The organism is Mesorhizobium sp. B2-4-3, from assembly GCF_006442815.1.
GTDB lineage: Bacteria > Pseudomonadota > Alphaproteobacteria > Rhizobiales > Rhizobiaceae > Mesorhizobium.
This window is the reverse complement of the sequence record NZ_VFVL01000036.1, coordinates 32,576-53,614: the sequence shown is the minus strand read 5'-3', so window position 1 is coordinate 53,614 and position 21,039 is coordinate 32,576. Positions and strand designations below refer to the sequence as shown.

Sequence of the window (21,039 nt, the reverse complement as noted above, 5' to 3'; positions counted from 1 at the left end):
CCCGACAATGCACTGGTCCTTGGAAGGGAAACAGCAATGGCGGACGACGACCCGATCCATCCTACCCTGGATGAGTTCGTGCAGCGGCTGGTGAACGAAACGGGAATCAGCGAAGCGCAGGCGCTCGAACTCATCTATCTGGTCGGCTTGAGATGGAGCTCACTTGCTCGCGAGGCCAAGGCGATCGGATCGCAGCCTTAAGGGTCAGCCCCTTGCATCCAGACGGTCAAGGATGGTCAGGCCGGTTTCATATCTCTCCGCCGGAGCACCCGCCTGGTGAGCCTGCCAAAGATTGTCCTTGAGGTCCGCCTCCTTTACCGGTCGCGCCAGTTCATTGGAGACGGCGCGACAGATGAAGCCCTCTTCGCTCTCGTCCAGACGCCTCGTCAGCGCATCGACGGCAGCCACGACCATGAATCCAAAACCCGCCGACTGTAGCCGGTCGAGCGTCCAGCCCTCGCCTTTCTCAATGACGTCATGCAGGTACGCGACGGTCTTTTCATCAAGCGTTTCGACGGCATCGGCTACGCGTCGCAAGTGTTCGATATAGGGCCGGCCGGTCTTGTCCGTTTGCCCGCGATGGGCTTCTTCAGCGATCCTTGCTGCTTCGTGGAGCATGGTCTTCCAATCTCGTCACAATAAAGCCCGCCCCGGCGAGGGACGGCCGAGGCGGGCTTGCTCGGGTCTGAGCCCCGGGTGGCGCGCTTTCGCGGGGGAGCGGGGCTGCGCGCCATCCTGCATTCAAGAACATCGGCGCCAGGCGAATGTTCCGCTGCTCGCGGATTTTTAAGAACGGCCAGGCCATCTGCGGCACCCGTTCGAGGCGGCGCCTAAAAAGAAGCCCGGACCAGGAGCCGGGCAAGAGAGGTCTTGGGAACATGCTGACCGGAGGAGCCTGGTTCAGCGCTTGCTAATTTGCCGGTTCATTGTGACGGCCAGATGAAGCCTCCTTCGGCCATGTCGTTGGGCTCAGCGCGGGATCTCGACGCAGAAGGCTTTTCGGCAGGAACCTCGCGATGGCGTTGCCGTTAGCCTTCCCCCGAGCCGTTAGCCTTCCCCCGAAACGAAAGGCGTTGCCTCGCGCTTTCCTTTGGCCGTTCAGGGGCGCTCGATACGGTCGCGTAGCTCCGTCTCGATTCCTCGCTCAAGCGGCGCGGGCGGTTCTGCCGTCCGGCCAAGGCGGAGTTCCGCCAGCGCCGCGGCGTCGCGGCGGAATTTTTCGAGCGACACCGTGCGGCCCTGCTCCAGCCAGCCGGCGGCGTGCAGGATGAAATGGGCGCCCGAGGACATCGCGGCCGAAAGCACCCTGCCCCCTTCCGCGCCGGATTGCGCATCGTCGACCTTGGCCGAGGTGACGGCGCCGTCGCCCCGCACCGGCACGCCGAGCCGCCTGCCCAGCTCCGCGGCGTAGAACTGGACGAGTTGCGAAGCCGGGTCGCCGAAGTTGGGCTGCATCCGGCGCATGTCGAACGGATAGGCGAGGATGCCCATCACCACCGGCGCGCCCGGGCGCCAGAGCTGCGCCAACGCCAGCCCGGCCAGCACCTCGGCGTAGCCCTGGATCAGCGCGCCGGCCACGGTGACGGGCGCCGTCGCGCCCATCATCATATAGGACGAGACCATGCTCGCCTCGCCCTTCAGCGCGATCGCACGCAGGCACTTCAACGGGTTCGGCCAATAGGTGAGCGGCGGCGTGGCGTTGATGAGGTGGACAAGATTGCATTCGCCGGGGAGCGCCGGCCGGCCGATCGCGACTGCGGTCAGGTCGATCACCGCCTCGGCGGCCGCCGGCGAAGCCATGCTGCCCATGAACGGCTTGTCGGAATGGGTGAGATGCGCAAGCAGCATCTCCAGCGGTCGCCGGTCCTCGGAGACGTCCTCCATGACGCAGATCATCTGCCCGGTGTTGGTGAGCCCCGGCGCGGTATGCGCGGCGGCGACGAGCTCGCCATAGATCCGCCGGCTGCCGGCCACTCTCGTTCCATTGTCGAGCACGACATTGGGCGCGCCATAGATCGGCGCGAGGACAGGCGCCGCGCCTTCGCCGACCGGCGTGTCCCGCGCCGGATTCCTGCCGCGCAGCAGGAACCTTCCTGGCGCATGCCGGCGCACGATGCGGCGCAGCTCAGCCCCATCCAGGCGCACCACATCGCCGCTCCCCACGCCGCCCGCCTGCTTCAGCATGTCGAGGGTTTGCGGATCGTCGAGGAAGCGGATGCCGGTTTCCTCGAGCACCCGGTCGGCCGCTTTCTCGATCGTCTCGAGCCCGGCCTCGTCGCACCCGGCACGATAGGGCGCGGCGATGAAGTCCGCCGCCACGCGATGTTCGGGAACCAATGAAGCCGACATGCATCCCCCTGGCCGGCGCAAAAGGTTCGACGGCGCCGACGGATCGGATTATCCGGATTCGGTTTGCCTTCGCGACGCTCCTGGCGCGCCACCTCGCGTCGCTTCCAGAAAGGCATGACATCGGGAACGGGAAGGCCCCTGGCGATCCGGCGACGCCGGCCGCGATGCGTTCGTCGGCATTTCGCCGGGGAAAAAGCGCCGAGTTATCAAATGTTAGCGCGCTTTGACCAACAACCCCATGCCTCTCTGACGCGCCTGTTTTGACCCGACCTATCTCTCGATTACGCGCGAGCCGCGTTAGCCGGAAACTTACGGATCAAATCCTCACCGTCTTCTTCGTCATCGGTGAAAACTGAGAACAATCTGCCCGGGCCTGCGCCAAGCAGGCGATGGGAATATACTCGATTGCCTTCCTTGTTTTTCGTCTCCTTGCTGGAACTATTTCGCGTCAAGAACGCTATCTCGATGCAGATTTTCTAAATTAGGCAGGGAGACGAGTACCATGAAAACCAAAGTGATCTTGATGAGTGCGTTCACGATTTCGGTCATGACATGCTCGGCATTTGCCGGCGCGAGCACCGGAACCTCCGCGCTGGACGATCCCCAGAAAATGTCGCCCTTCTTCACCGATGCCGGCATGAAAACCATGAGGTCGGGCGATGAGTTCAAGAAAGCCTGGATGGCGCTTACCGAAGAGGATCGCGCGTCCATGAAGAAAGACTGCGCAGACGAGACCATCGCGAAGTCCCACGATGAATTCTGCAAGGCGACCAGGGAGCTCGCCGGCAATAACTGAGCGCTGTCGGGAAAAGTTGCTGAACGCCCGCCCGCACTGGGCGAGCGCCAAACACTTGCTGTACTGAAGAGCGGCCGGGCCTGTGCCTGCAGCGATGTTGCGACCTACTCGTTGCAATTCGTGACGAATTAGCTGCCCCTCATATCAAATGTACTTTCAACGCCTCGCGTTGTCGCTCAAACTCGCATGGCTGCGGGGACCCGGCGCAATGACGGCCTATCGCGTCGAGGAATTGGACGACGAGACCGTCCTTGCAAGCCACGCCGTCGAGGCGATGGCGCCGGTCGAGGCTGCCCGAAAGGCGCTCGGGGTCGAGGCCACGCTGCGCGGCAACGCCGCGAAATGGATCCGGGTCGTCGAACTGACCGACAAGCCGCCGACGCTGCTTCGCCTGGTTCGCGTTCAAGGGGTCGTGGGCCGCAGAAGCTAGATGGCGCCGACGCAAATGCGGGCTGGCCAAACAAATATTGATGATGACCGTGTGGCCGCGATGCCAAGGTGGCGGTCCCGGTGGAACCGACGTCATGTCCGCCGGTTACCTCACACCTTCATTAGCCGGTGCTCATTTTATGCAGAACAGCCTCACTCAGCCTCTTGCGCAGCCCGTCGCCCAGACGGCCGCTTCTTTCCTGCTTGAGCGAACCTGGAAAGGCCGGCAATGACCGAGGTCGGTTCCCAGGTCGAGGGAGAACAAAGCAACACGCTGGCAAAGGGCCCGTTCCAGCGGTTCCTCCGCACGATCGGGCCAGGCTTCATTACCGGCGCGTCCGACGACGATCCGTCCGGTATCGGAACTTACAGCCAGGCCGGCGCCCAGCTCGGCTTCAACATCGGCTGGGTCATGCTGTTCACCTTCCCGCTGATGGCCGCGATCCAGGAGATCGCCGCCCGTACGGGGCGCACCACAGGCGAAGGTATTTCCGGCAACCTCAGCCGGCACTATCCGGCCTCGCTGCTTTACGCGGTCGTCATGCTGCTGTTCCTCGCCAACGTCATCAATATCGGCGCCGATCTCAGCGCCATGGCAGATGCATTGAAGCTGCTCGTTGGCGGGCCGAGCCCGCTCTATGTGATCGCTTTCGCGGCCGTCTGTATCGGCGCGATCGTCTTCCTCGACTACACCCGCTATGTGAAAGTCCTCAAATGGACCACCTTGAGCCTGTTCGCCTATGTTGCCGCGATGTTCGCCGCGAATGTGCCTTGGGCGGACGCGGCCAAAGGGCTGTTCATTCCGCACATCGAATGGAGCGGCGCCTTCTTCACCACGCTGCTAGCGATCCTCGGCACGACGATCTCGCCTTATCTGTTCTTCTGGCAAGCCTCTCAGGAGGTTGAAGAGGAAGAGATCAAGCCAACCGCCGAGCCGCTGAGGTGGGCGCCGTGGCAGGCCCCCAGAGCCTTCCGGCGGATACGCGCCGATACGCTGGTTGGAATGGCCTTTTCGAATCTGATCGCCATCGCGATTATCTTCACCACGGCCGCCACCCTCCACAAGGCAGGGGTGACAGACATTGCTTCGTCCACCGACGCGGCAAAGGCGCTGGAGCCGGCGGCCGGAAAATTCGCCTTCATTATTTTCTCGATGGGAATTATCGGCACCGGGCTTCTGGCTGTACCGGTGCTGGCTGGGTCAGCGGCTTTCGCCGTCGGCGAAGCGCTGCACTGGCCGGTCGGGCTGCAGCGCAAGCCGAAGGAAGCCGTGGCGTTCTACGCGACGCTCGCCGCCGCGACCGCTCTTGGCACCGGGATCATGCTTACCCCGATCGACCCGATCAAGGCGCTTTACTGGAGCGCTATCATTAACGGCATATGCGCCGTTCCCGTGATGATCGTCATGATGCTGATGGCCGGCCGCAAGGACGTGATGGGGGAGTTCCCTTTGCAAGGCTGGCTGCGGGCGCTTGGCTGGCTATCGACGTTGACAATGGCAGCCTCGTCGGTGGGCCTCGTGGCGCAGTGGTTTCTATAGAGGGGAACAAGTTCAGCCAGGCCGTGTTGGTGATGATCCCAACCTCACCAGGAGATGCAGATATGGCGACGACGAAGGCAGCCTCGAACAAGGGCCTGAACGAACTTTTCCACGACACGCTGAAGGACATCTATTTCGCCGAGAAGAAGATTCTCGCCACGCTGCCGAAGATGGCCAAGGCGGCACAGGATGACGCACTGAAGACCGCGTTCGAAAAACATCGCGACCAGACCGAAGAACATGTCGCGCGTCTCAAGGAAATCTTCGAGGTGATCGACAAGAAACCGGTGGGCAAGACTTGCGCCGCCATTATGGGCATCACCGAGGAAGGTGCCGAGATCATGGACGCGTACAAGGGCTCGCCCTCGCTCGACGCCGGCCTGCTGGCTGCCGCCCAAGCCGTCGAGCATTACGAGATCTCGCGCTACGGCACGCTCAGGACCTGGGCGCAGGAACTCGGCCTGACGGAAGCCGTCACCTTGCTCGACAAGACGCTGAACGAAGAAAAGGAAACGGACGCTGCGCTCACTCAGCTTGCCGAATCCGCGGTCAACGTCGCGGCTGAAGCCGCATAGCAACGATCCGCGCACGGCCGCAGCCTTCCCTTGGTCCAGCTTCCAGCGAGCCCCGGCAGATTGCCGGGGCTCTGCTTGTTGGACCCACGTTCAATCGAATGGCGACCGCCGTTACCCACGCCACCCAACGATCATGCCGAGTTGCAGGACCGATGAAGCCGTTGCGGATAACAGAATTGACGCGCCGGTTCTTGTAGCGACCCGGGAAGCTCTTGACGGTCAAAATCCACAAACCCATATCGCCGCTGGGCTTGGCCGCTGTCGGTCCTAAGCCTTCGTCTAAACTCAATTGTTCGTTCGATTGGAGGACGTTATGAACGATCGGATGTTCGACAGCCCTATTTTCGTGAAGACCGAAAACAGCCTCATCCAGGAAATCGCGTGCCTGGAAGATGCCCTGGAATTTCTCTACGCGTGGCCCAGGAACAGGCGCGGAACCATATTTGAAACGGCCCTTCGTGCCTGCCAGCGGGCATTCGACAGCGGCTATCCGCTGACTGCCGCCAGAGATGCCTTTTGCGGTTTCGCAAAGTCGGTCAAAATTCTCGAGGACGTGAGTGTCCCCTTGCCATGGATCACCGGCAAAGGCGGCCGCGGCGGCGGACTGACTGCTTGACAGTGTCGCGGGGAGTTCGCGATGCTTTCCAAACCCTTCGAAAAACCCCTTCGCGTTTGGGTCGGCCTGGGCTTTCCCCGGCAGCTGAACACCGTCGTCGATGCCTATCAGTTCGCGATGGACTGGTGCGGCAATAGCCCGGAGCAGAAAGCGGCTATCCGTGCTTGCAAGGCGGCTTTGGTCGGCGACGTCGACGCGGAAACCGCGCGAGGCGTTTTCGCCGCATTCGCGCGCAAGAAGGATATCCTTGTCGAGGACGGAGCAATCCCGCCCGCCATCGGACAAGCCCAGCCGTCGGATCACCGATGACGATCGGGGCGCCCGCGGCCACTGCCGGGGGCGCCTCGCACCAAACCTATCTGTCTGGATAATTCATGAGGAACCTTCGATGGCGGAACCAGCCATTAGAAAACCCGTCCACGAGGTCAACACCGCCCGCTACGACAGCGATTGCCAGGAGGCGCTGGCTGACTCTCTCGATGGCCTGCTGGCACAGGCGGAAGCCGCCGGGTGGGACCGCAACCGTGCTGCGTCGGCATTAATGTACCTTGCAGCAAAGCGCCTCCATGCACGCGCCGAGAGCTAGCGGGACCGCGAGCAGCGACCGTCGCTTTATGCCAAACCATTCGGCCGCCTATATATGCCGTCCAGCGTCCGGTCCCGCCCCTTGGAACCGGATCGTTGGCCTCGAATGAACGCCCACCAACCGCAGGAAATGGTGGGCTTTCAAACAGCTAACGATGAAGGGCTCAAATATCCGTCAAACCGTTCCACAACCACCAACGGCGAGCCAAGGTTTCACTGCTTGGACCAAAGCGGCGGCGCGTGCGACTTCAGTCCCATGCGAGTTGTGTGCGCGGCCGGGCCAGCCTGCCCCTTCCCGGTTTCCATGCTGGCCCACTCGCATTGTATGCAAGAATCCGCCTCGTCGGCGTGAGGTTGCATGGCTCGCTTGGCCGGCTACCCGGCACGTCGGTTGATGCCAGCCCAACCTCTTTCAAGTTCCGCCGATAGCTGGTCAGGGTCAATGATGCCCCGCCTGAAAAGGCACATGATTTTGAGCGCAACCTGTTCGCGCTCGGCCTCGCCGGCAATGCGATGCTTCGCGCAGAAAGCATTGAGCGCATCCGTCAGAATTGCCAGGTCGGCGGGCTCGGCTATTCCGTATCTCATCATGCCTGCCTCCCGGTCTGAGGCGAAAACATGATGCCCGGTTCCAAACATCCGCTTTGCTCCCCGCCAGCTACGGACGACTTGAAAAACGATACACCCAAAAAAAGTCAGCTACGAGCAAATTCGATTGGACTGAGGACCGAGGTCCAAAGCCCGCCGCACTATCGAGAACCGGCGGCGGGCCAACGGGCGGACTACACCCAACCGCCCCTAGAGCCGGACGATTTCAGGCCTGTTCGACGGCTAAATGGAACCTCGATCAGGGTTGTCTGTTCATTGAAAGGCGGGCCAACATGACCAGATCGTCGCTTCATCTTCTCAAGGGTACAGGATATCTGATTTCCACGGTGAGCGTGGCGCTGCTGGCGATCGTCAGTTGGGACAGTGCCTCGAAAAGTCCGTTGCTGATTGCTTGTCTGCTCGGCGGAGCCGCTACCTCGGTTATCGGCATGTTCTGCCGCTGGCTGTCCTACGAAATCGAGAAACGGCAGGAAGAACGGCGGTAGGCTCCCCGAGCCCGGCGACGGGGCCGGATCAGCCTCCGCGGCGCAAGACCCGCGTGACAAGCAGAGTGATCATGCCGCCAAGAACCATCCATAGGATGATCTCGCCACCGGATGCCCGCGGCTCCGCCGCGCCGACACTTGCACCAGCGTTGGCCGGCATCGTCGTCTCGGGTTTGGCTACTTCTTCGGTTGGCGCGGCGCGGCCCGGTCGTTCGCGGCCGCCATGACCGGCGCGAGGTCGCGCCGGCTGCCGCGGCGCACCGAATAGGCGCGCGTGATCTCGGCGCCGAAGAGGAAAATCTGCGCCGAGTAATAGACCCATACCAGCACGACCATCAGCGCGCCGGCAGCACCGTAGGAGGTGGCGATGGCGCTGGTGCCGATATACCAGCCGATCAGCGACTTGCCGATGGTGAAGAGAAGCGCGGTGACCAGCGCGCCGATGCCGACATCGCGCCATTTGAGCGTTCGGTCCGGCAGGACCTTGTAGATCGCGGCGAAGAGCAGCGCGATCAGCACGAAGGAGACGATCGTATTGACGCCGCTGACGATCACGGCACCGAACGGCAGGCGCCGGTTGATCAATTCGCCCAGCGCCGAGATCGCCGTGCTTGCCGCCAGCGATACCAGCAGAAGGAAGCCAAGCGCCGCGACGAGACCGAGGCTCGCCGCCCTCGCCCGCACGAGGCGCGACAGCGACACGCCATTGGACTTCACCTTCCAGATTTCGTTGAGCGACTGCTGCATCTCGCCGAAGACGCCCGACGCGGTGACGAAAAGCGTGACCAGTCCGATGAGCGTGGCCAGCGTGCTCGACCAGCGCTGCGCGGCGCTCTCGACAGTGGCCTTCAGAAGGTCGGCGCTTTGCGGCCCCATCACGCCCGATATCTCGGCCGAGAGCGCCAATTGCGCGGCGTCATTGCCGATGACTAAGCCGGCAATCGCCACGATGATCAGGAGGATCGGCGCCAGCGAGGTCGTGGCGTAGAAAGCGATCGCCGCTCCGTGGCTCAGCGCATTGTCGGCGATGTAGCCGGCGACACTCTCCCGCAAGAGCTCCCAGCCTTCACGAACCCAGCCCGGCATCGTCGCCTCAACAGCCTTCTCGTTGGCCAGGGCGGGAGCCGGAAAACCAGCCCTGTTCTTCTTGCCGCCAGGTCCGGCTGACGCGGCCCGCAAATCACAATCCTATGCCTGCACAATGGTTCCTCGATGGGCGCGGCCGCCGACGCCGGATCGCTAAAAACGGCCGCGTATTTGCAATCAGAAACAATGGATTTATATTTAGCTGACTAAGTGATTCATGGCGCGGTGAACCGATGGCCAAGAAGAAGCACAGACGGTCGGCTTCCAGTGTTTCGGCAGCTTCCGACGCCGATATCCTCGAAGCGGCCTATTTTGCCCGCAAGTGCGGCCTCACGCGTGAGGAGGCATTGCAGATGATACGTGAGGCCCACAACTTGCCGGCCGTCAAGGTGACCGAAGGCGAGAAGCGCAAGCATTGAACCCTTGTTGTTGAAGACGGGTCTCATTGACCCGTCTGAGGCGGCACTTCGCCCGGCTTGATCACGGGCATGTCATTGCCGGTCGGCGGTGGTGTCGTCGCGTTCTGGTCGCCGGTCGGCGGCGGCTTGAGGACGCCGCCGCAATTGCCGAGTTGCTTCGACAGCTCATCCGTATCGGCTTGCTGCTTCTGTTTTTGCGCCTGATCGTTGGCGTCGGGCTTGACCTGGCAGTCCTGCGTCAGTTGATCCTTCGGCTGGGCGGCGGTCTGCGCCGCTGCAGGCATCACCGGGATCAGCGTCAGGGCTGCAATGAAAAGTGCTTTCTTCATGGGATCCTCCTGATGGTCAGTAACCCCCAATGATCGGCAGGATCTCGCCGGTGATGTAGCTGGAGCATTGCGGCGAGGCGAGGAACACATAGGCCGGCGCGATCTCCTCCGGCTGGGCGGGCCGCTTCATCGGCGTCCTGGCGCCGAACTGCGAGACGTCGTCCGCTTCCTTCTCGGAGGGATTGAGCGGCGTCCAGACCGGTCCGGGCGCCACTGCGTTGACGCGGATGCCCTTTGAGATCAGGTTGCCGGAAAGCGCGCGGGTGAAGGCGTGAATGCCCCCCTTGGTCATCGAGTAGTCGATTAGTTCCTTCGAACCCTCGATGCCGGTGACCGAACCGGTGTTGACGATCGCCGAACCCGGTTTCATGTGCGGCACAGCTTCCTGCGCCATGTGGAAATATCCGTAGAGATTGGTCTTCAGCGTGGTGTCGAAATGCGCTTCGGTGAGATCGGCGAAGTCGGCCGAGTGGACCTGGAAGGCCGCGTTGTTGACCAGCACGTCCAGTTTGCCGAAGGCCTTGACCGTCTCACCCACCGCCTTGCGGCAGAAGGCGCGTTTGGCGACGTCGCCGCGCAAGGTGATGCAGCGCCTGCCCTCCGCCTCGATCGCTTGCTTCGTCGCCTTGGCATCGCGGTCCTCGCCGAGATAGACGATGGCGACATTGGCGCCCTCGCGTGCGAACAGCACAGCCACCGCGCGGCCGATGCCGGAATCGCCGCCGGTGACCAGCGCGACCTTGTCCTTGAGCTTGCCCGACCCTTGCCAGAACGGCGCGTCGTAAAGCGGCGCCGGCTCGAGCGCCCATTCCTCGCCGGGCTTGGGATAATGCTGCCTGGGGAAAGGCGGCGTGGGGTATCTGCGCGCGCCGGCCTGCATGGCGCCCGGGGCTTTCGGCTTCGGCTTGCTGCGGTCCATTGCATCGACCTTGCGCTGGACGCCGCGCTGTCTGCGCGCGGTCTCCGCCGTGTCTGTCTTCTTGCCGGTGGCCGATTTCTTGGCCGTGGCGGTTTTCGTTCGGCTGCTGGTCGGCATCGTGGTCTCCTTTCACAGGACAACGCATGCCAAGGGAAAAGGTTGGCCCCGGTTCGCCGCGCTGCGCCGGGACGCTTGGGCATATATCAAAGTTAAATGCGGCCGCCCGGCCGTGGTGCTAACGCTTCGTCGTTGGGGGGACTCTTCAGGAGAAGTCCCATGGACTTTCGAACTCTCATCGGCAGTCTCTCGGCCGCAATGCTGCGCAGGCGCGCCGCAGCGCCGCCAGTCCCCGTCAGGGTGATCCGAGCTTCGCTGGCCGAGGTGCCGCTCCGGCCGCGCCTACGTCCGCCGCACCGCCCGGCGCCGCCGGCCCGGCCCGCGAGCAATATGTAGTCTCAGGTTTGAAGCCTCGGACCAGCCGGCCGGATGCAACCGACTGGCGGAGTCATCGTTTACGGCCATCCGCAATTTTTACGGCGAAACATGCAATCCATGCGTACGAACAGCCCGCTTTTTATCCTCGCCGCCGCCGTGATCACGGCCGCGCCGTTTGTCGGTCTTGCCTGGCGCAGGCGCGCATGGCTCGGATTGTGAAGACCGATGAGCCGTTTCCTGCCCCTCACCATACGCTTCGTCAGCGGCGGCACGATGGTGGTCACCACCGTCGCCGAGGCCAAGAAGGCGCTCGGAGGCGCATGGAAGAACAAGGAGGCGCCAGCCTATCTCGAAGCGGCCCGGCTGGTGGACGACGCGATCGCCGGCACCTGCCGTCCGGCCATCGCCTTTGCCGCCTTCAAGAAGGTCGCCGCGCAGCAAGGCCTGCTGCGGCCTGCTCGGCCGAGTGCCGCGCTTACCATGCTGGACGAGCTGTGGTCGCGCTCCAAGACCCCGCGCAGCTAGATGCCTATCTCGGCTCGCGCGTCATGCTGAGATAGGTTGGATCGAATTCGGCGATCGCAACCAGCCGCTCCCAGTCGAGGATCGTGATCATATGGTTCGTCCAGTTGACCACGTTCATGCGGCGAAGCGTGCCGATGACCCGGTTCATATGGACGACGGAGAGGCCGAGCACGTCGGCGAGCTCGGCTTGCGACAGCGGCAGATGGAAGCTCATCTCGCGGGTCTTTTTCACCGCCCGCAGCCTGACGAACAGCTCGCAAATCAGATGCGCGAGGTGGGAGGTCTTGGAACGCCGGCCCATGGCCACGATCCATTCGCGGTGAATGGCGCCATCGACCAGCGTGTCGAGCCACAACAGCCGGGTGAGGTGCGGCGCCTGCTCGGTGATCGTCTTCAGCTTGCCGTGCTCGGCGGCCAGCACGTGGCAAGGCGACAGCGCGACGATGCCATGATCCATCGTCTTAAGCAGGAAGGCGTGCAGGTCGACGAAATTGCCGGCGACCTGCAGCGAGGTGAACTGGCGTCCGCCATCCTCCAGCACCTTGTAGCGGGCGGCAAGCCCGTCGAGGATCAGCGTGCTGTAGATCGGCCGCGTACCTTCCGTGACGATATCCTCGCCCGCGGCGACGTATCCTTCGAGCGACATGGCGCCGGCGAGCAGCGCCTTTTCTTCTTCCGACAGGGCGTCATGCTGGCCGAGGTTGAGGTAGAGCGATTCCAGCATCCGCGGTTCTCCATGCGCAACAGCTAACGCTGCAGGGCTGGGCCGGTTGCAGGCGGCCGCGCGGCAAGCGCCGGCACGCTGGGGATTTCCCCTCAGGATCAATCGCTTGGAACCATGATCGCGGCCAGGGATTGAACTTGCCAAACGCCTGGAGTGCTTCATCGATGGAACGCTTTTATTTTGACCTCTATAACACCAAGCATGGCCAGGTTGACGACCAGGGGCAGCTTTTTGCCAACCGCGAGCGCGCCCGTCTTGAAGCGTTGCGCATCCTGCAGGACATTGCCCGCTACGAGGCGCCCGGGACCGAACAGTTGAAGATCACCGTGAAGCTGCGTACCGCGAAAGAGCAGATATTCGAGGCGTCGCTGACGCTGGACTCGACCCGGAACTGAGACCGTTGGTCCTCAGCGTCGCATCTCGCCGGAGGCAAGCATGTTCGCCGATTTTGACACATTGGAAATCGACACCGGCGAGGCGCGTATCTTCGCCCGCCATGGCGGCAGCGGGCCCGGCCTGCTCCTGCTGCACGGCTTTCCCGAGACGCATGCGATGTGGCGCGACGTGGCGCCCAGCTTGGCGCGGGATTTCACCGTCGTCTGTGCCGATCTGCGCGGTTATGGGCAAAGCTCCTGCGCGCCATCGGCCGCCGACCACGCGCCCTACGGCAAGCGCGCCATGGCTGCCGACATGGTCGTGCTGATGGAAGAACTCGGCTTCAAACGTTTCCTGGTCGCCGGCCATGATCGCGGCGGGCGCGTCGCCTACCGGCTGGCGCTCGATCATCCCGACCGCGTCGAGAAGCTCGCGGTGCTCGACATCGTCCCTACCGCGGAGGTCTGGGACCGGGCAGATGCCAGGCTGGCGCTAAGCTTTTGGCCATGGTCGCTGCTGGCGCAGCCCGAGCCGCTGCCGGAGACGATACTGGCGGCAGCAGCCGAAGCAATCGTCGACAATGCGCTTTCCGGCTGGGGATCCGCAGCCGATGCGTTCCCGCCCGGTGTGCGGCGGGCTTATGTGGAAGCACTGCGCGATCCGGCGCATATCCACGCCATCTGCGAAGAGTATCGCGCGGCGGCTTCGCTCGACCGTGTGCACGACCATGCGGACCGGGAGGCCGGCCGGCGCATATCCTGCCCCGTGCTGGCGCTGTGGAGCGAGCATGGGGCGCTGGCCGAATGGTATCGGGACGAAGACGGACCGCTGGGCATATGGCGGAACTGGGCCGACGATGCCAGCGGCGGGGCGATGCCCGGCGGTCACTTCTTTCCGGAGGAGTCGCCGATCGAAACGGCGGCCACGCTCGACGCCTTCTTTTCCGGAAGATAGAGACACTCCTTTCCGGCAGATGGCGCCGGCCGGCCAAGTGGCCGGTCGGCTTGGCTCACATCAGCATCAGGCAGAGCAGCGGCAGGGCCGTCAGGCCGATCGCCATCGCAATGAGCGTGGCATGGCCGAGACGCTCCGCGCGCCTGGCAATGTCGGCGACCTCGTCCTCGTCGTTGATGACATCGAGGAAGGAAAGGTCGGCAGGGGTGCTACGCTGGTTGTCGTTGGCAGGCAGGCTTTCGGCATCCTGCCGGGCGGGTTTTGCAGAGATATAGGTCAAAACGTCGTCTCGCTCCGAAGCCGACTGCGCGGCCTTCTTGTTTATCGATATCGGTGCCCGCCGGAATTGCGCGGGGCTGACCGGCGGGCACCATGATAGCCGGCGATGGAGGGGGCTTTCTCGTCGGCCGCTCACCAATTCGCAAAAAGAGATTTGGTTGCACAAGCCAGCCCAATGCGCTGGCCGGATCGGACTTCAGTCCGACCCAGTCACGAAATGTTTCGGCCGGAACATCGATTGCCGGCGCCTGTTCCCCTTACTCAGGGATGTTGGACGCATCCTTGAATTCACCCTCAAGAAAAATCCGAACCAACGGAGAATTTGACATGCCCAATCAAGGCGGAACCCACGAACAGCACGTCAAGGCCGGCCAGCAGAGCCACAAGAACCGCGAAGACCAGCATCGCGGCAGCGGTCAGCAGCAGGCCGAGGACCGCAACATGGGTCAGCATCGAGGCGGCAGCGGCAACTTCGCCGAAGACCGCCAACGCGCCTCCGAGGCTGGTCGCAAGGGCGGTCAGCGCTGAGTTCAAAAATGGCGTCCGCAAAAACGCGGACGCCATTTTCCTGTCCCGCGACTTCCAGCCGGGGATGGAACCTCTTCCTCGTCCTCCAGTTCCCCTAAGGGCTCGGCCGCCTCAAGCGAAGCCGTCGCCGCAGGATGTTCAACGGAGGCACCAATGTCCTTGCGTACACTTCATCCCGAACGCGTCGATGAGACCCGCATGCAGGCCTATTCGACCTTCGGTCCGTTGCTGATCCATTCGCTGGCGCAGAAACTGGCGCTTTGCCAAGGCATGCGCGAATTGGACAAGCTCGAACAAACGCTGGTGCGCCTCATCGAGGAGACGGACGTTGCCGCTGCGCATGGCGAGGCGATGAAGGAATTCGCGGTCGAGCTCGTCGTGTCGACGCTGCGCAACGTGCGGGAGCATCCCGACGCCAAGCACGATCTGGAAGAGATCGATGGTCGGCGAGCAGAAGGCCGTTCGGAGAACCCGGACACGCTGGAAGAGCAGTTGCAGTCCGGCCTCGAGGACTCCTTTCCGGCAAGCGATCCGCCAGCCGTGGTCTCGACCGCGATCACCGGCGGTTCGAAGGAGACCGTCGGCACAGACGAGGTGCTGCGCCGCAAGAAGAAAGCACGCCGCAGGCAGTCGGCAAGCTGAAACCGAAGGAGGCCTGCAATGCCCCAGGCTAACGATAACATCCCGCATCGCCCCGGCGCCGCCCACGCGCCTCGGACGAGCAAGCTGCCCACCAAGGGCGGCGACGATCCCGACGTGCGCTTCCTGGCGGAGAACACCGATCTGTCGCCGAAGCAGGCGCGCGAATTGATCCACGAGCACGGACACGACCGCGCCAAGCTGCTCGAGATCGCACGGACCATGAAGGCGGAGGGCTGACCCTCCCTACAAATCGAAAGCGAGGCAGACCATGAGCAACGAACCACGTCCGGGACGGGCCGGCACAACCGAGCAATGGCCGCGCTGGGAGGGCCCGAAGGGCAACCGCCCACGCGGTTATCTGAGGCCGAAGGACGATCCCGACAGGAACCGCGACGCGGCCGGCGAGAACAACAAGGATCCGGAACGGTCCGACCTCGGCGACGTCGCTAAGAAGAAGGGTTCCTGAGGCCGAATACACTCAGCGCGACAAGGAGCGAGCAAATGCCACGTGGCGACAAATCGAAATACACCGGCAAGCAGGAACGCAAGGCCGACCACATCGCCGAAGGCTACGAGAAGCGCGGCGTGTCCGAACAGGAAGCCGAGCGGCGGGCCTGGGCGACCGTCAACAAGGACGACGCCGGCGGCAAGAAGGAAGGCGGCTCGGGCCGCGGCAAGCACACCGGCAATCCCGCGGCGCACAAGGGCGGCAGGATGGGCGGAAACGCGTCCGGAGAGCGCACCACGGCCGCGCGTTCGGCGTCGGCCAAGAAAGCGGCTGCGACGCGCAAACGGAACGCGGAGCGCGCGCATCATTGACAGTTTCCCCTTCTCCCCTTGTGGGAGAAGGTGGATCGGCGCGCAGCGCCGAGACGGATGAGGGGTGTTCCAGCGGAGTGAAACGCCTGCTTTCCCTGGAGCACCCCTCATCCGGCCGCTTCGCGGCCACCGCCCGGCCCTTCGCAGGCTCAGGGCGTTCGAAGCTCGAAAGCCAAGCAATTGGCTTTCGTCCGCTAACGCGGACCACTTCTCACCCCACAAGGGGAGAAGGCGAATGTCCTACAGCGGCATCTCGGACGTCTGCTTGATCGTCTGGCTGGGCACGTCCGTCTTGACGTTCTGCACGCCCCTGATGCGGCTCAGATGCTCCGACTGGAAGCGGCGGTAGTCGTCGATGCCGGCGGCGACGATCCGCACCATGGCGTCGCAGTCGCCCAGCATCAGATAGCACTCCATCACCTCCGGGAACTTCGCCACCTCGGCGGCGAAATGCTCGATCGTGTCCTCGTCCTGCTGCTTCAGCCAGATGCGGGTGAAGAAGGTCTGGCCGCGGCCGATCTTGGCCGGATTGAGAACCGCGACATAGCGATCGATGACGCCGGCCTCCTCCAAGAGCTTGACGCGGCGCAGGCAGGGCGACGGCGAAAGGCCCACCTCCCTGGCTAGATCGTTGTTGGCCATGCGCCCGTCGCGCTGCAAGGCGCGCAGGATGCGCCTGTCGATCTCATCCAGCTTCATGGTGTCAGATTCCAACCTTCTATCAAAACGCGCCATCTACTGCCAAATATTTGCAGAAACGGCGTATCTTCGCAACCCGATTTCCGGGCGTTTCGGCTATGGTCCGGGAACCGATAACCGACAACCGACCGGGAGAACGGCGACCGCGAGGCCAGCCGAAGGCAAAGTCATGAGCATTTCCGAGATCGCCCTCGCCGGGGAGCAAACCGGCAATGGCCGCGGCGCCGAGTTCCGGCGTGGGCTCGCCGCCTCGACGCCGGTGCTGCTCGGCATCATCCCCTATGCGCTGGTGCTTGGCGCGCAGGCCTCGCAGAAAGGCCTCGGCGTCGTCGAGGTGCCGCTGATGACCGGGCTCAACTTCGCCGGCGGCTCGGAATTCGCGGCCATCCAGCTCTGGACCTCGCCGCCGCATATCCTGCTGATCGCCGCCATCACCTTCCTGGTCAACAGCCGGCATTTCCTGATGGGCGCGGCACTTGCGCCGTTCATCAGACATTTGCCGAAGCGACAGGTGTTTCCGGCGCTGTTCCTGATGTGCGACGAGAGCTGGGCCGTGGGCCTGGCCGATGCGCAGCGCCGCGCCGCCTCCGGCCTGCGGCCGGCCTTCAGCCTGCCTTTCTATCTGGGCGCCGGCTTGCCCTTCTACCTCGCCTGGGTGGCGTTCACGACTTGTGGCGCGGCACTCGGGCCGGTGCTTGGCGACGTCGAGACATACGGCTTTGCAATGGCCTTCCCGGCCGTCTTCCTGGTGCTGCTTCGCGGCATGTGGAAGGGCTTTGCCGCGGCCCGGCCCTGGCTGGTCAGCCTGGTGGTGGCAGCGCTCGTCTATCTCGTCGTGCCCGGCGCCTGGTATGTGGCGGCCGGCGCGCTGTCCGGCCTGGTGGCCGCGTGGTTCCTGGCAGGTGAGAGATGATCGATCCGATGACCGTGCTCGCCATCCTGGCGATGGCCGGCGTGACGTACCTGACCCGCATCGGCGGCTATGTGGTGCTGAGGAACCGCACGCTCAGCCCGCGCGCCATGGCGGTGATGGAGGCGGCGCCCGGCTGCGTGCTGATCTCGGTGATCGCGCCGGATTTCGTCTCGAAGAACCCGGCCGACCTCGCCGCGCTGGCCATAACCGTGCTTGCCGCGACGAGGCTGTCGATGCTGCCGACGGTGGTGGTCGGGGTGGCTTCGGCTGGAGCGTTGCGGTGGCTGATGGGCTAAAGCTGACCTCAGCCGCCGTAGAGCCCGAGCTCGTCAGGCTGAATCGACGCGGCCTCGTCTTCTCCCTGCCCGCCAGCATGCTGCTTCAACGCGGCATCCAGCCTGTCGTTGTCGCGGCCTCGCGGATCGACCATCGCATCGACGAGCGTATCGAGAGGCACGCCAAGCTGGTCCAGGCCAAGCTGTCTCTCGATCTCGGCAATCGCCGACGGAGATTGCCGTTTCAACGCTTCGACGGCGTCCTTGATCGCCGACCCGTAGGAGGACACGGACTCGTAGTCCGTCTGGTCGACGCCGAACTCCTTGCCCGCGCGCTCCATCAGCCGCACCTTGATGGCCGTGATGTTGAGGCTGTCGACGCTCAACATGGATGCCGAGATCGTGGACCCGACCTTTGTCAGCGGTGACGCCGCGGGGCTGGAGACAATGCCGATGCTCGCCGCGGGTCTGGGGATCGGCGGCAGGCGTTGCTGTTGCGGGATGACAAGCGCGGTGCTGTTGAGCGTTGAAGACATCGCCGGTCTCGCAGGCGCCTGTCCATCATGGACCGGACGCCGGACGGTCGACCCAAGACATCATGTCCCGAGCGGAACGGTTCGCAGGAAGTAGTCAAATTGTCCTAAGAATTCGACAGAGCAACCGTTCATCATTTAACGAAGATGGTGAACCCGCTCTATCGCTTTGTTTGGCGCAAATCCCGGGCCGCGCCGGCAAGGCAGCACCCGCCTCTGCTTGGGGCATTTCCTCCGCATGGGAGCTTGGCCGTATCAACCAGCCCGTATCCCCAGCGCACCGCCCGTCGCCCTTGCCACGATCGCTTCCAGCGGTTCGGGCCGGTGCAGGAAATAGCCCTGGCCATAGGCGACGCCCATGCCCATGAGAATCTCCAGCGCGTTTTTCTCCTCGACCTTTTCGGCCACCACCGCGGCGCCCATCGAGCGCGCGATGCCGGTGATCGCCGAAACGATCTCACGGTCGAAGCGGCTTTCGGCAATGTGCTCGACGAACGAACCGTCGATCTTGATGGCGTCGACGGGGAAGCGCCTGAGATATTCGAACGAGCTCATGCCGGCGCCGAAATCGTCGAGGCTGACGCGGCAGCGGCGTTGCCTGGCCTTGCGCACGAACTCCGCCGCGGCATCGAAATTGGTGACGGCGGCGGTCTCGGTGATCTCGAAGCCGATGGCCGACGCCGGCGCGCCGCTGTCGGCGATAGCCTCGTCGACGAAATCCCAGAGCTGCGGATCGGAAAGCGTCTGCGCCGATAAATTGAAGTCGAGCGCGATGGCGCCCGCGCGCATCGCCTCGCCGTGGCGCGCCAGCGCGGTGCGGATGATCCAGCGGTCGAGCCGGGCGGCAAGGCCGAAGCGTTCGGCGACCGGCACGAAATCGCCGGGCGGGATCATCTTGCCGGTGCGGGCCTCGAGCCTGGCCAGCACCTCGACGTGGCGGCTGTCTTCCCATGGCTGGCCGAGCCGGTGGATCTCCTGGCCGAACAGCTTAAGCCGTCCGTCCTCCATCGCATCGACCAGGTCGGCCGCCAGCCGCGCGGCGTTGAGGCCGCCGGCGCCCGACGTCGTCTCCGGCGAAAACACCGCGAAGCGGTCCCGGCCGCCGGCCTTGGCGGCGTAGCAGGCATCGTCGGCGCAGGCGAGCGCGTCGGCCACGCTCATGTTCCGGTCGCGCACGAAGGCGATGCCGATGCTGGCGGCAAGCCTGCGCGAGGTGACGGCCGGGCCGAGATCGGCGTCGCGCACGGCGGCAAGCACGGCGCGGGCAAGGTGCTCGGCGCAGGCGTCATTGCAGTTCGGCACCAGCAGCGCGAATTCGTCGCCGCCGAGGCGCGCCGCATGCGCGGACGCCGGCAGGCTGGCGAGGATGCCCGCCGCGACGCTCTTCAGCGCCAGGTCGCCGGCGGCATGGCCGGCATAGTCGTTGAGCGCCTTGAAGTAGTCGAGGTCGACATAGAACACGGCAAGCGGGAGGCGCCCGGCCATGGCGATGTTCTCGGCAAGCAGCCGGTCGAAGGCCGAACGGTTGAGCAGCCCGGTCAGCGCGTCGTGACGCGCGGCGAAGGCAAGCTCCTCGGCGCGCGTCTTCTCCTCGGTGATGTCGCGAACCGTGCCCAGAATCTGGCCGGCCGAGCCGACACCGGCAATGAAGCGCACCAGCGATTCGACATGGCGAACCTGGCCATCACGCAGGACGATCCGGTATTGCGAGGCGACGACGCTGTTCGAGCCGGGCGCGATCTGATGCGCTCGCTCGGTGGCTTCCTTGTCGTCGGGATGAAGGTAGGTGTGCCAGAGGTCGGCCGTCACCTCATCGGTATCGGCAACCAGGCCGAAGATCTCGCGCGTGCGCGCATCCCAATAGCTTTTCCTGGTGCCGATATCGTGGTGCCAGATGCCGGTGCCGCTGGCGGCAAGCGCCAGCCGGAAGCGGACATTGACCTGCTCCAGCGCCGCCTCGGCCTCTTTCTGCCGGGTGATGTCGGTCTGCACGCCCATCAGCCTGAGCGGCTTGCCGTCGGCGTCGCGCTCGACAATGCCGCCGCGGTCGAGCACCCAGATCCAATGGCCGTCCTTGTGGCGCAGGCGCAGCTCGGTCTCGATGGAATCGACGATGCCCGCAATATGCCGGTCGCCGCTGTCCTGCGCGCGCTGGCGATCGTCGGGATGGGTGAGCTTCAGCCAGAGATCGGGCGTGTTGGCGAGTTCGCCAGCTTCATAGCCCAGCATCTTCGACCAGGTCGGCGAATAGTAGCAATCGCCCGTCGACAGATTCCAGTCCCATAGGCCGAGATGAGCGCGGTCAAGCGCCAGCGCCCAGAACTTGCCGTTGCGTTTATTGTCGTCCGCCATTCTTTGTTCTTGCCGTCCTGTCCCGGCAATACTGCATGAAAGCAGAGAAGAAAGAGTTACCGGGGGCGGTTCAGCCAATCTCCCCCCTTTTGGGGGACATGGCCGGCAGGCCAGAGGGGGGCGCGAAGGATCGCGGCGTTGCCCGAATTTCGATCAAGGCTGCTGGCAAGCTGTTCGACTGCGACAGCCTGAAACGCTGGCGGGACAGCGCCCCCCTCTGCCCTGCCGGGCATCTCCCCCACAAGGGGG

The 21,039-nt window shown here is 63.9% G+C and carries 30 protein-coding genes and 1 pseudogene; 20 read left to right on the top strand and 11 right to left on the bottom strand.

Annotated features, from left to right (window positions below; translation table 11 throughout):
• Positions 1 to 36 precede the first annotated feature (36 nt).
• Complete coding sequence (locus FJ956_RS30655; RefSeq protein WP_181170319.1) at positions 37 to 201, top strand: hypothetical protein; 165 nt, start codon at positions 37 to 39, stop codon at positions 199 to 201.
• Positions 202 to 204: 3 nt separating this feature from the next.
• On the opposite strand, the gene FJ956_RS26200 is transcribed toward FJ956_RS30655, so the two are convergent.
• Positions 205 to 618: an HD domain-containing protein gene (locus FJ956_RS26200; protein ID WP_140681743.1), complete on the bottom strand. Its 414-nt coding sequence runs from the start codon at positions 616 to 618 to the stop codon at positions 205 to 207.
• A gap of 480 nt (positions 619 to 1,098) precedes the next feature.
• Complete coding sequence (locus FJ956_RS26195) at positions 1,099 to 2,349, bottom strand: trimethylamine methyltransferase family protein (RefSeq protein ID WP_140681741.1); 1,251 nt, start codon at positions 2,347 to 2,349, stop codon at positions 1,099 to 1,101.
• Between the two features lie 502 nt (positions 2,350 to 2,851).
• On the opposite strand from FJ956_RS26195, the gene FJ956_RS26190 reads away from it, so the two are divergent.
• The 7 genes from FJ956_RS26190 (at position 2,852) to FJ956_RS26160 (ending at position 6,891) form a co-directional block, all read left to right on the top strand.
• Positions 2,852 to 3,145: a hypothetical protein gene (locus tag FJ956_RS26190; protein ID WP_140681739.1), complete on the top strand. Its 294-nt coding sequence runs from the start codon at positions 2,852 to 2,854 to the stop codon at positions 3,143 to 3,145.
• 208 nt (positions 3,146 to 3,353) lie between these two features.
• Entirely contained in the window at positions 3,354 to 3,575 is a 222-nt protein-coding gene (locus FJ956_RS26185) for a hypothetical protein (protein ID WP_140681737.1), read from the top strand.
• A 228-nt stretch (positions 3,576 to 3,803) separates the two neighbouring features.
• Complete coding sequence (locus FJ956_RS26180) at positions 3,804 to 5,114, top strand: Nramp family divalent metal transporter (RefSeq protein WP_140681734.1); 1,311 nt, start codon at positions 3,804 to 3,806, stop codon at positions 5,112 to 5,114.
• A gap of 62 nt (positions 5,115 to 5,176) precedes the next feature.
• Positions 5,177 to 5,689, top strand: coding sequence for a ferritin-like domain-containing protein (locus tag FJ956_RS26175; RefSeq protein ID WP_140681732.1), 513 nt, complete (start codon positions 5,177 to 5,179; stop codon positions 5,687 to 5,689).
• Positions 5,690 to 6,002: 313 nt separating this feature from the next.
• The gene (locus FJ956_RS26170; protein WP_140681730.1) at positions 6,003 to 6,305 is read left to right on the top strand and encodes a DUF982 domain-containing protein; all 303 of its coding nucleotides are present in this window, start codon (positions 6,003 to 6,005) and stop codon (positions 6,303 to 6,305) included.
• A gap of 21 nt (positions 6,306 to 6,326) precedes the next feature.
• Positions 6,327 to 6,614 (top strand): DUF982 domain-containing protein, encoded by a 288-nt coding sequence (locus FJ956_RS26165; RefSeq protein ID WP_140681728.1) that lies wholly within the window; start codon positions 6,327 to 6,329, stop codon positions 6,612 to 6,614.
• A gap of 79 nt (positions 6,615 to 6,693) precedes the next feature.
• On the top strand, positions 6,694 to 6,891 hold the full coding sequence (locus tag FJ956_RS26160; protein WP_140681726.1) for a hypothetical protein: 198 nt from the start codon (positions 6,694 to 6,696) through the stop codon (positions 6,889 to 6,891).
• A 374-nt stretch (positions 6,892 to 7,265) separates the two neighbouring features.
• Here FJ956_RS26160 and FJ956_RS26155 read toward each other — a convergent pair whose 3' ends face one another.
• Positions 7,266 to 7,481 carry a hypothetical protein gene (locus FJ956_RS26155; RefSeq protein WP_140681724.1) on the bottom strand — a complete coding sequence of 72 codons (216 nt, stop codon included), beginning with the start codon at positions 7,479 to 7,481 and terminating at the stop codon, positions 7,266 to 7,268.
• Between the two features lie 290 nt (positions 7,482 to 7,771).
• On the opposite strand from FJ956_RS26155, the gene FJ956_RS26150 reads away from it, so the two are divergent.
• Positions 7,772 to 7,984, top strand: a complete 213-nt coding sequence (locus FJ956_RS26150; protein ID WP_140681722.1) for a hypothetical protein — start codon at positions 7,772 to 7,774, stop codon at positions 7,982 to 7,984.
• Positions 7,985 to 8,161: 177 nt separating this feature from the next.
• Here FJ956_RS26150 and FJ956_RS26145 read toward each other — a convergent pair whose 3' ends face one another.
• Complete coding sequence (locus FJ956_RS26145; RefSeq protein ID WP_348641101.1) at positions 8,162 to 9,163, bottom strand: YihY/virulence factor BrkB family protein; 1,002 nt, start codon at positions 9,161 to 9,163, stop codon at positions 8,162 to 8,164.
• A gap of 140 nt (positions 9,164 to 9,303) precedes the next feature.
• On the opposite strand from FJ956_RS26145, the gene FJ956_RS26140 reads away from it, so the two are divergent.
• Entirely contained in the window at positions 9,304 to 9,489 is a 186-nt protein-coding gene (locus FJ956_RS26140) for a hypothetical protein (protein WP_140681721.1), read from the top strand.
• Positions 9,490 to 9,512: 23 nt separating this feature from the next.
• Here the strand turns inward: FJ956_RS26140 and FJ956_RS26135 are convergent, their stop codons facing one another.
• Positions 9,513 to 9,818 carry a hypothetical protein gene (locus tag FJ956_RS26135; RefSeq protein WP_140681719.1) on the bottom strand — a complete coding sequence of 102 codons (306 nt, stop codon included), beginning with the start codon at positions 9,816 to 9,818 and terminating at the stop codon, positions 9,513 to 9,515.
• Positions 9,819 to 9,834: 16 nt separating this feature from the next.
• Positions 9,835 to 10,854, bottom strand: a complete 1,020-nt coding sequence (locus FJ956_RS26130; RefSeq protein WP_140681717.1) for an SDR family oxidoreductase — start codon at positions 10,852 to 10,854, stop codon at positions 9,835 to 9,837.
• 543 nt (positions 10,855 to 11,397) lie between these two features.
• On the opposite strand from FJ956_RS26130, the gene FJ956_RS26125 reads away from it, so the two are divergent.
• Entirely contained in the window at positions 11,398 to 11,697 is a 300-nt protein-coding gene (locus FJ956_RS26125; protein ID WP_140681715.1) for a DUF982 domain-containing protein, read from the top strand.
• Positions 11,698 to 11,701: 4 nt separating this feature from the next.
• On the opposite strand, the gene FJ956_RS26120 is transcribed toward FJ956_RS26125, so the two are convergent.
• A complete protein-coding gene (locus tag FJ956_RS26120; RefSeq protein ID WP_140681713.1) occupies positions 11,702 to 12,421 on the bottom strand; it encodes a Crp/Fnr family transcriptional regulator in 720 nt (239 codons plus the stop codon).
• A 164-nt stretch (positions 12,422 to 12,585) separates the two neighbouring features.
• Here FJ956_RS26120 and FJ956_RS26115 point away from each other — a divergent pair, with 164 nt between their 5' ends.
• A complete protein-coding gene (locus FJ956_RS26115; RefSeq protein WP_140681711.1) occupies positions 12,586 to 12,816 on the top strand; it encodes a hypothetical protein in 231 nt (76 codons plus the stop codon).
• Between the two features lie 40 nt (positions 12,817 to 12,856).
• Positions 12,857 to 13,750 (top strand): alpha/beta hydrolase, encoded by an 894-nt coding sequence (locus tag FJ956_RS26110; protein WP_140681709.1) that lies wholly within the window; start codon positions 12,857 to 12,859, stop codon positions 13,748 to 13,750.
• 55 nt (positions 13,751 to 13,805) lie between these two features.
• On the opposite strand, the gene FJ956_RS26105 is transcribed toward FJ956_RS26110, so the two are convergent.
• Positions 13,806 to 14,030 carry a hypothetical protein gene (locus FJ956_RS26105; protein WP_140681707.1) on the bottom strand — a complete coding sequence of 75 codons (225 nt, stop codon included), beginning with the start codon at positions 14,028 to 14,030 and terminating at the stop codon, positions 13,806 to 13,808.
• A gap of 440 nt (positions 14,031 to 14,470) precedes the next feature.
• Between FJ956_RS26105 and FJ956_RS26100 the strand changes: the two are divergent.
• The 5 genes and pseudogenes from FJ956_RS26100 to FJ956_RS26080 form a co-directional block, all read left to right on the top strand.
• Positions 14,471 to 14,551: pseudogene (locus FJ956_RS26100) on the top strand (KGG domain-containing protein); the annotation flags it as partial.
• A 159-nt stretch (positions 14,552 to 14,710) separates the two neighbouring features.
• Positions 14,711 to 15,199 carry a hypothetical protein gene (locus tag FJ956_RS26095; protein ID WP_140681705.1) on the top strand — a complete coding sequence of 163 codons (489 nt, stop codon included), beginning with the start codon at positions 14,711 to 14,713 and terminating at the stop codon, positions 15,197 to 15,199.
• 18 nt (positions 15,200 to 15,217) lie between these two features.
• Entirely contained in the window at positions 15,218 to 15,436 is a 219-nt protein-coding gene (locus tag FJ956_RS26090) for a hypothetical protein (protein ID WP_140681703.1), read from the top strand.
• 31 nt (positions 15,437 to 15,467) lie between these two features.
• Entirely contained in the window at positions 15,468 to 15,665 is a 198-nt protein-coding gene (locus FJ956_RS26085) for a hypothetical protein (protein WP_140681701.1), read from the top strand.
• A 35-nt stretch (positions 15,666 to 15,700) separates the two neighbouring features.
• On the top strand, positions 15,701 to 16,018 hold the full coding sequence (locus FJ956_RS26080; RefSeq protein ID WP_140681699.1) for a plasmid stabilization protein: 318 nt from the start codon (positions 15,701 to 15,703) through the stop codon (positions 16,016 to 16,018).
• Positions 16,019 to 16,258: 240 nt separating this feature from the next.
• On the opposite strand, the gene FJ956_RS26075 is transcribed toward FJ956_RS26080, so the two are convergent.
• Positions 16,259 to 16,717 carry an Lrp/AsnC family transcriptional regulator gene (locus FJ956_RS26075; RefSeq protein ID WP_140681697.1) on the bottom strand — a complete coding sequence of 153 codons (459 nt, stop codon included), beginning with the start codon at positions 16,715 to 16,717 and terminating at the stop codon, positions 16,259 to 16,261.
• Positions 16,718 to 16,886: 169 nt separating this feature from the next.
• Between FJ956_RS26075 and FJ956_RS26070 the strand changes: the two genes are divergently transcribed.
• The gene (locus FJ956_RS26070) at positions 16,887 to 17,630 is read left to right on the top strand and encodes an AzlC family ABC transporter permease (protein WP_140681695.1); all 744 of its coding nucleotides are present in this window, start codon (positions 16,887 to 16,889) and stop codon (positions 17,628 to 17,630) included.
• The gene (locus tag FJ956_RS26065; protein ID WP_140681693.1) at positions 17,627 to 17,926 is read left to right on the top strand and encodes an AzlD family protein; all 300 of its coding nucleotides are present in this window, start codon (positions 17,627 to 17,629) and stop codon (positions 17,924 to 17,926) included. The genes FJ956_RS26070 and FJ956_RS26065 overlap by 4 nt, the downstream gene beginning before the upstream one ends.
• 8 nt (positions 17,927 to 17,934) lie before the next feature.
• Here FJ956_RS26065 and FJ956_RS26060 read toward each other — a convergent pair whose 3' ends face one another.
• Positions 17,935 to 18,441, bottom strand: coding sequence for a hypothetical protein (locus FJ956_RS26060; protein WP_140681691.1), 507 nt, complete (start codon positions 18,439 to 18,441; stop codon positions 17,935 to 17,937).
• Between the two features lie 252 nt (positions 18,442 to 18,693).
• Complete coding sequence (locus tag FJ956_RS26055; protein WP_140781998.1) at positions 18,694 to 20,790, bottom strand: EAL domain-containing protein; 2,097 nt, start codon at positions 20,788 to 20,790, stop codon at positions 18,694 to 18,696.
• Between the last annotated feature and the right edge of the window lie 249 nt (positions 20,791 to 21,039).

What these genes read in the sequence shown, in the direction of transcription:
- FJ956_RS26090 (WP_140681703.1), top strand. Translation starts at nt 15,218, where the DNA reads ATGCCCCAGGCTAACGATAACATCCCGCATCGCCCCGGCGCCGCCCAC.
- FJ956_RS26125 (WP_140681715.1), top strand. Translation starts at nt 11,398, where the DNA reads ATGAGCCGTTTCCTGCCCCTCACCATACGCTTCGTCAGCGGCGGCACG.
- FJ956_RS26140 (WP_140681721.1), top strand. Translation starts at nt 9,304, where the DNA reads ATGGCCAAGAAGAAGCACAGACGGTCGGCTTCCAGTGTTTCGGCAGCT.
- FJ956_RS26195 (WP_140681741.1), bottom strand. Translation starts at nt 2,349, where the DNA reads ATGTCGGCTTCATTGGTTCCCGAACATCGCGTGGCGGCGGACTTCATC.
- FJ956_RS26085 (WP_140681701.1), top strand. Translation starts at nt 15,468, where the DNA reads ATGAGCAACGAACCACGTCCGGGACGGGCCGGCACAACCGAGCAATGG.
- FJ956_RS26065 (WP_140681693.1), top strand. Translation starts at nt 17,627, where the DNA reads ATGATCGATCCGATGACCGTGCTCGCCATCCTGGCGATGGCCGGCGTG.
- FJ956_RS26200 (WP_140681743.1), bottom strand. Translation starts at nt 618, where the DNA reads ATGCTCCACGAAGCAGCAAGGATCGCTGAAGAAGCCCATCGCGGGCAA.
- FJ956_RS26070 (WP_140681695.1), top strand. Translation starts at nt 16,887, where the DNA reads ATGAGCATTTCCGAGATCGCCCTCGCCGGGGAGCAAACCGGCAATGGC.
- FJ956_RS26165 (WP_140681728.1), top strand. Translation starts at nt 6,327, where the DNA reads ATGCTTTCCAAACCCTTCGAAAAACCCCTTCGCGTTTGGGTCGGCCTG.
- FJ956_RS30655 (WP_181170319.1), top strand. Translation starts at nt 37, where the DNA reads ATGGCGGACGACGACCCGATCCATCCTACCCTGGATGAGTTCGTGCAG.
- FJ956_RS26190 (WP_140681739.1), top strand. Translation starts at nt 2,852, where the DNA reads ATGAAAACCAAAGTGATCTTGATGAGTGCGTTCACGATTTCGGTCATG.
- FJ956_RS26075 (WP_140681697.1), bottom strand. Translation starts at nt 16,717, where the DNA reads ATGAAGCTGGATGAGATCGACAGGCGCATCCTGCGCGCCTTGCAGCGC.
- FJ956_RS26110 (WP_140681709.1), top strand. Translation starts at nt 12,857, where the DNA reads ATGTTCGCCGATTTTGACACATTGGAAATCGACACCGGCGAGGCGCGT.
- FJ956_RS26080 (WP_140681699.1), top strand. Translation starts at nt 15,701, where the DNA reads ATGCCACGTGGCGACAAATCGAAATACACCGGCAAGCAGGAACGCAAG.
- FJ956_RS26095 (WP_140681705.1), top strand. Translation starts at nt 14,711, where the DNA reads ATGTCCTTGCGTACACTTCATCCCGAACGCGTCGATGAGACCCGCATG.
- FJ956_RS26135 (WP_140681719.1), bottom strand. Translation starts at nt 9,818, where the DNA reads ATGAAGAAAGCACTTTTCATTGCAGCCCTGACGCTGATCCCGGTGATG.
- FJ956_RS26060 (WP_140681691.1), bottom strand. Translation starts at nt 18,441, where the DNA reads ATGTCTTCAACGCTCAACAGCACCGCGCTTGTCATCCCGCAACAGCAA.
- FJ956_RS26055 (WP_140781998.1), bottom strand. Translation starts at nt 20,790, where the DNA reads ATGGCGGACGACAATAAACGCAACGGCAAGTTCTGGGCGCTGGCGCTT.
- FJ956_RS26175 (WP_140681732.1), top strand. Translation starts at nt 5,177, where the DNA reads ATGGCGACGACGAAGGCAGCCTCGAACAAGGGCCTGAACGAACTTTTC.
- FJ956_RS26115 (WP_140681711.1), top strand. Translation starts at nt 12,586, where the DNA reads ATGGAACGCTTTTATTTTGACCTCTATAACACCAAGCATGGCCAGGTT.
- FJ956_RS26180 (WP_140681734.1), top strand. Translation starts at nt 3,804, where the DNA reads ATGACCGAGGTCGGTTCCCAGGTCGAGGGAGAACAAAGCAACACGCTG.
- FJ956_RS26150 (WP_140681722.1), top strand. Translation starts at nt 7,772, where the DNA reads ATGACCAGATCGTCGCTTCATCTTCTCAAGGGTACAGGATATCTGATT.
- FJ956_RS26185 (WP_140681737.1), top strand. Translation starts at nt 3,354, where the DNA reads ATGACGGCCTATCGCGTCGAGGAATTGGACGACGAGACCGTCCTTGCA.
- FJ956_RS26170 (WP_140681730.1), top strand. Translation starts at nt 6,003, where the DNA reads ATGAACGATCGGATGTTCGACAGCCCTATTTTCGTGAAGACCGAAAAC.
- FJ956_RS26130 (WP_140681717.1), bottom strand. Translation starts at nt 10,854, where the DNA reads ATGCCGACCAGCAGCCGAACGAAAACCGCCACGGCCAAGAAATCGGCC.
- FJ956_RS26155 (WP_140681724.1), bottom strand. Translation starts at nt 7,481, where the DNA reads ATGATGAGATACGGAATAGCCGAGCCCGCCGACCTGGCAATTCTGACG.
- FJ956_RS26160 (WP_140681726.1), top strand. Translation starts at nt 6,694, where the DNA reads ATGGCGGAACCAGCCATTAGAAAACCCGTCCACGAGGTCAACACCGCC.
- FJ956_RS26120 (WP_140681713.1), bottom strand. Translation starts at nt 12,421, where the DNA reads ATGCTGGAATCGCTCTACCTCAACCTCGGCCAGCATGACGCCCTGTCG.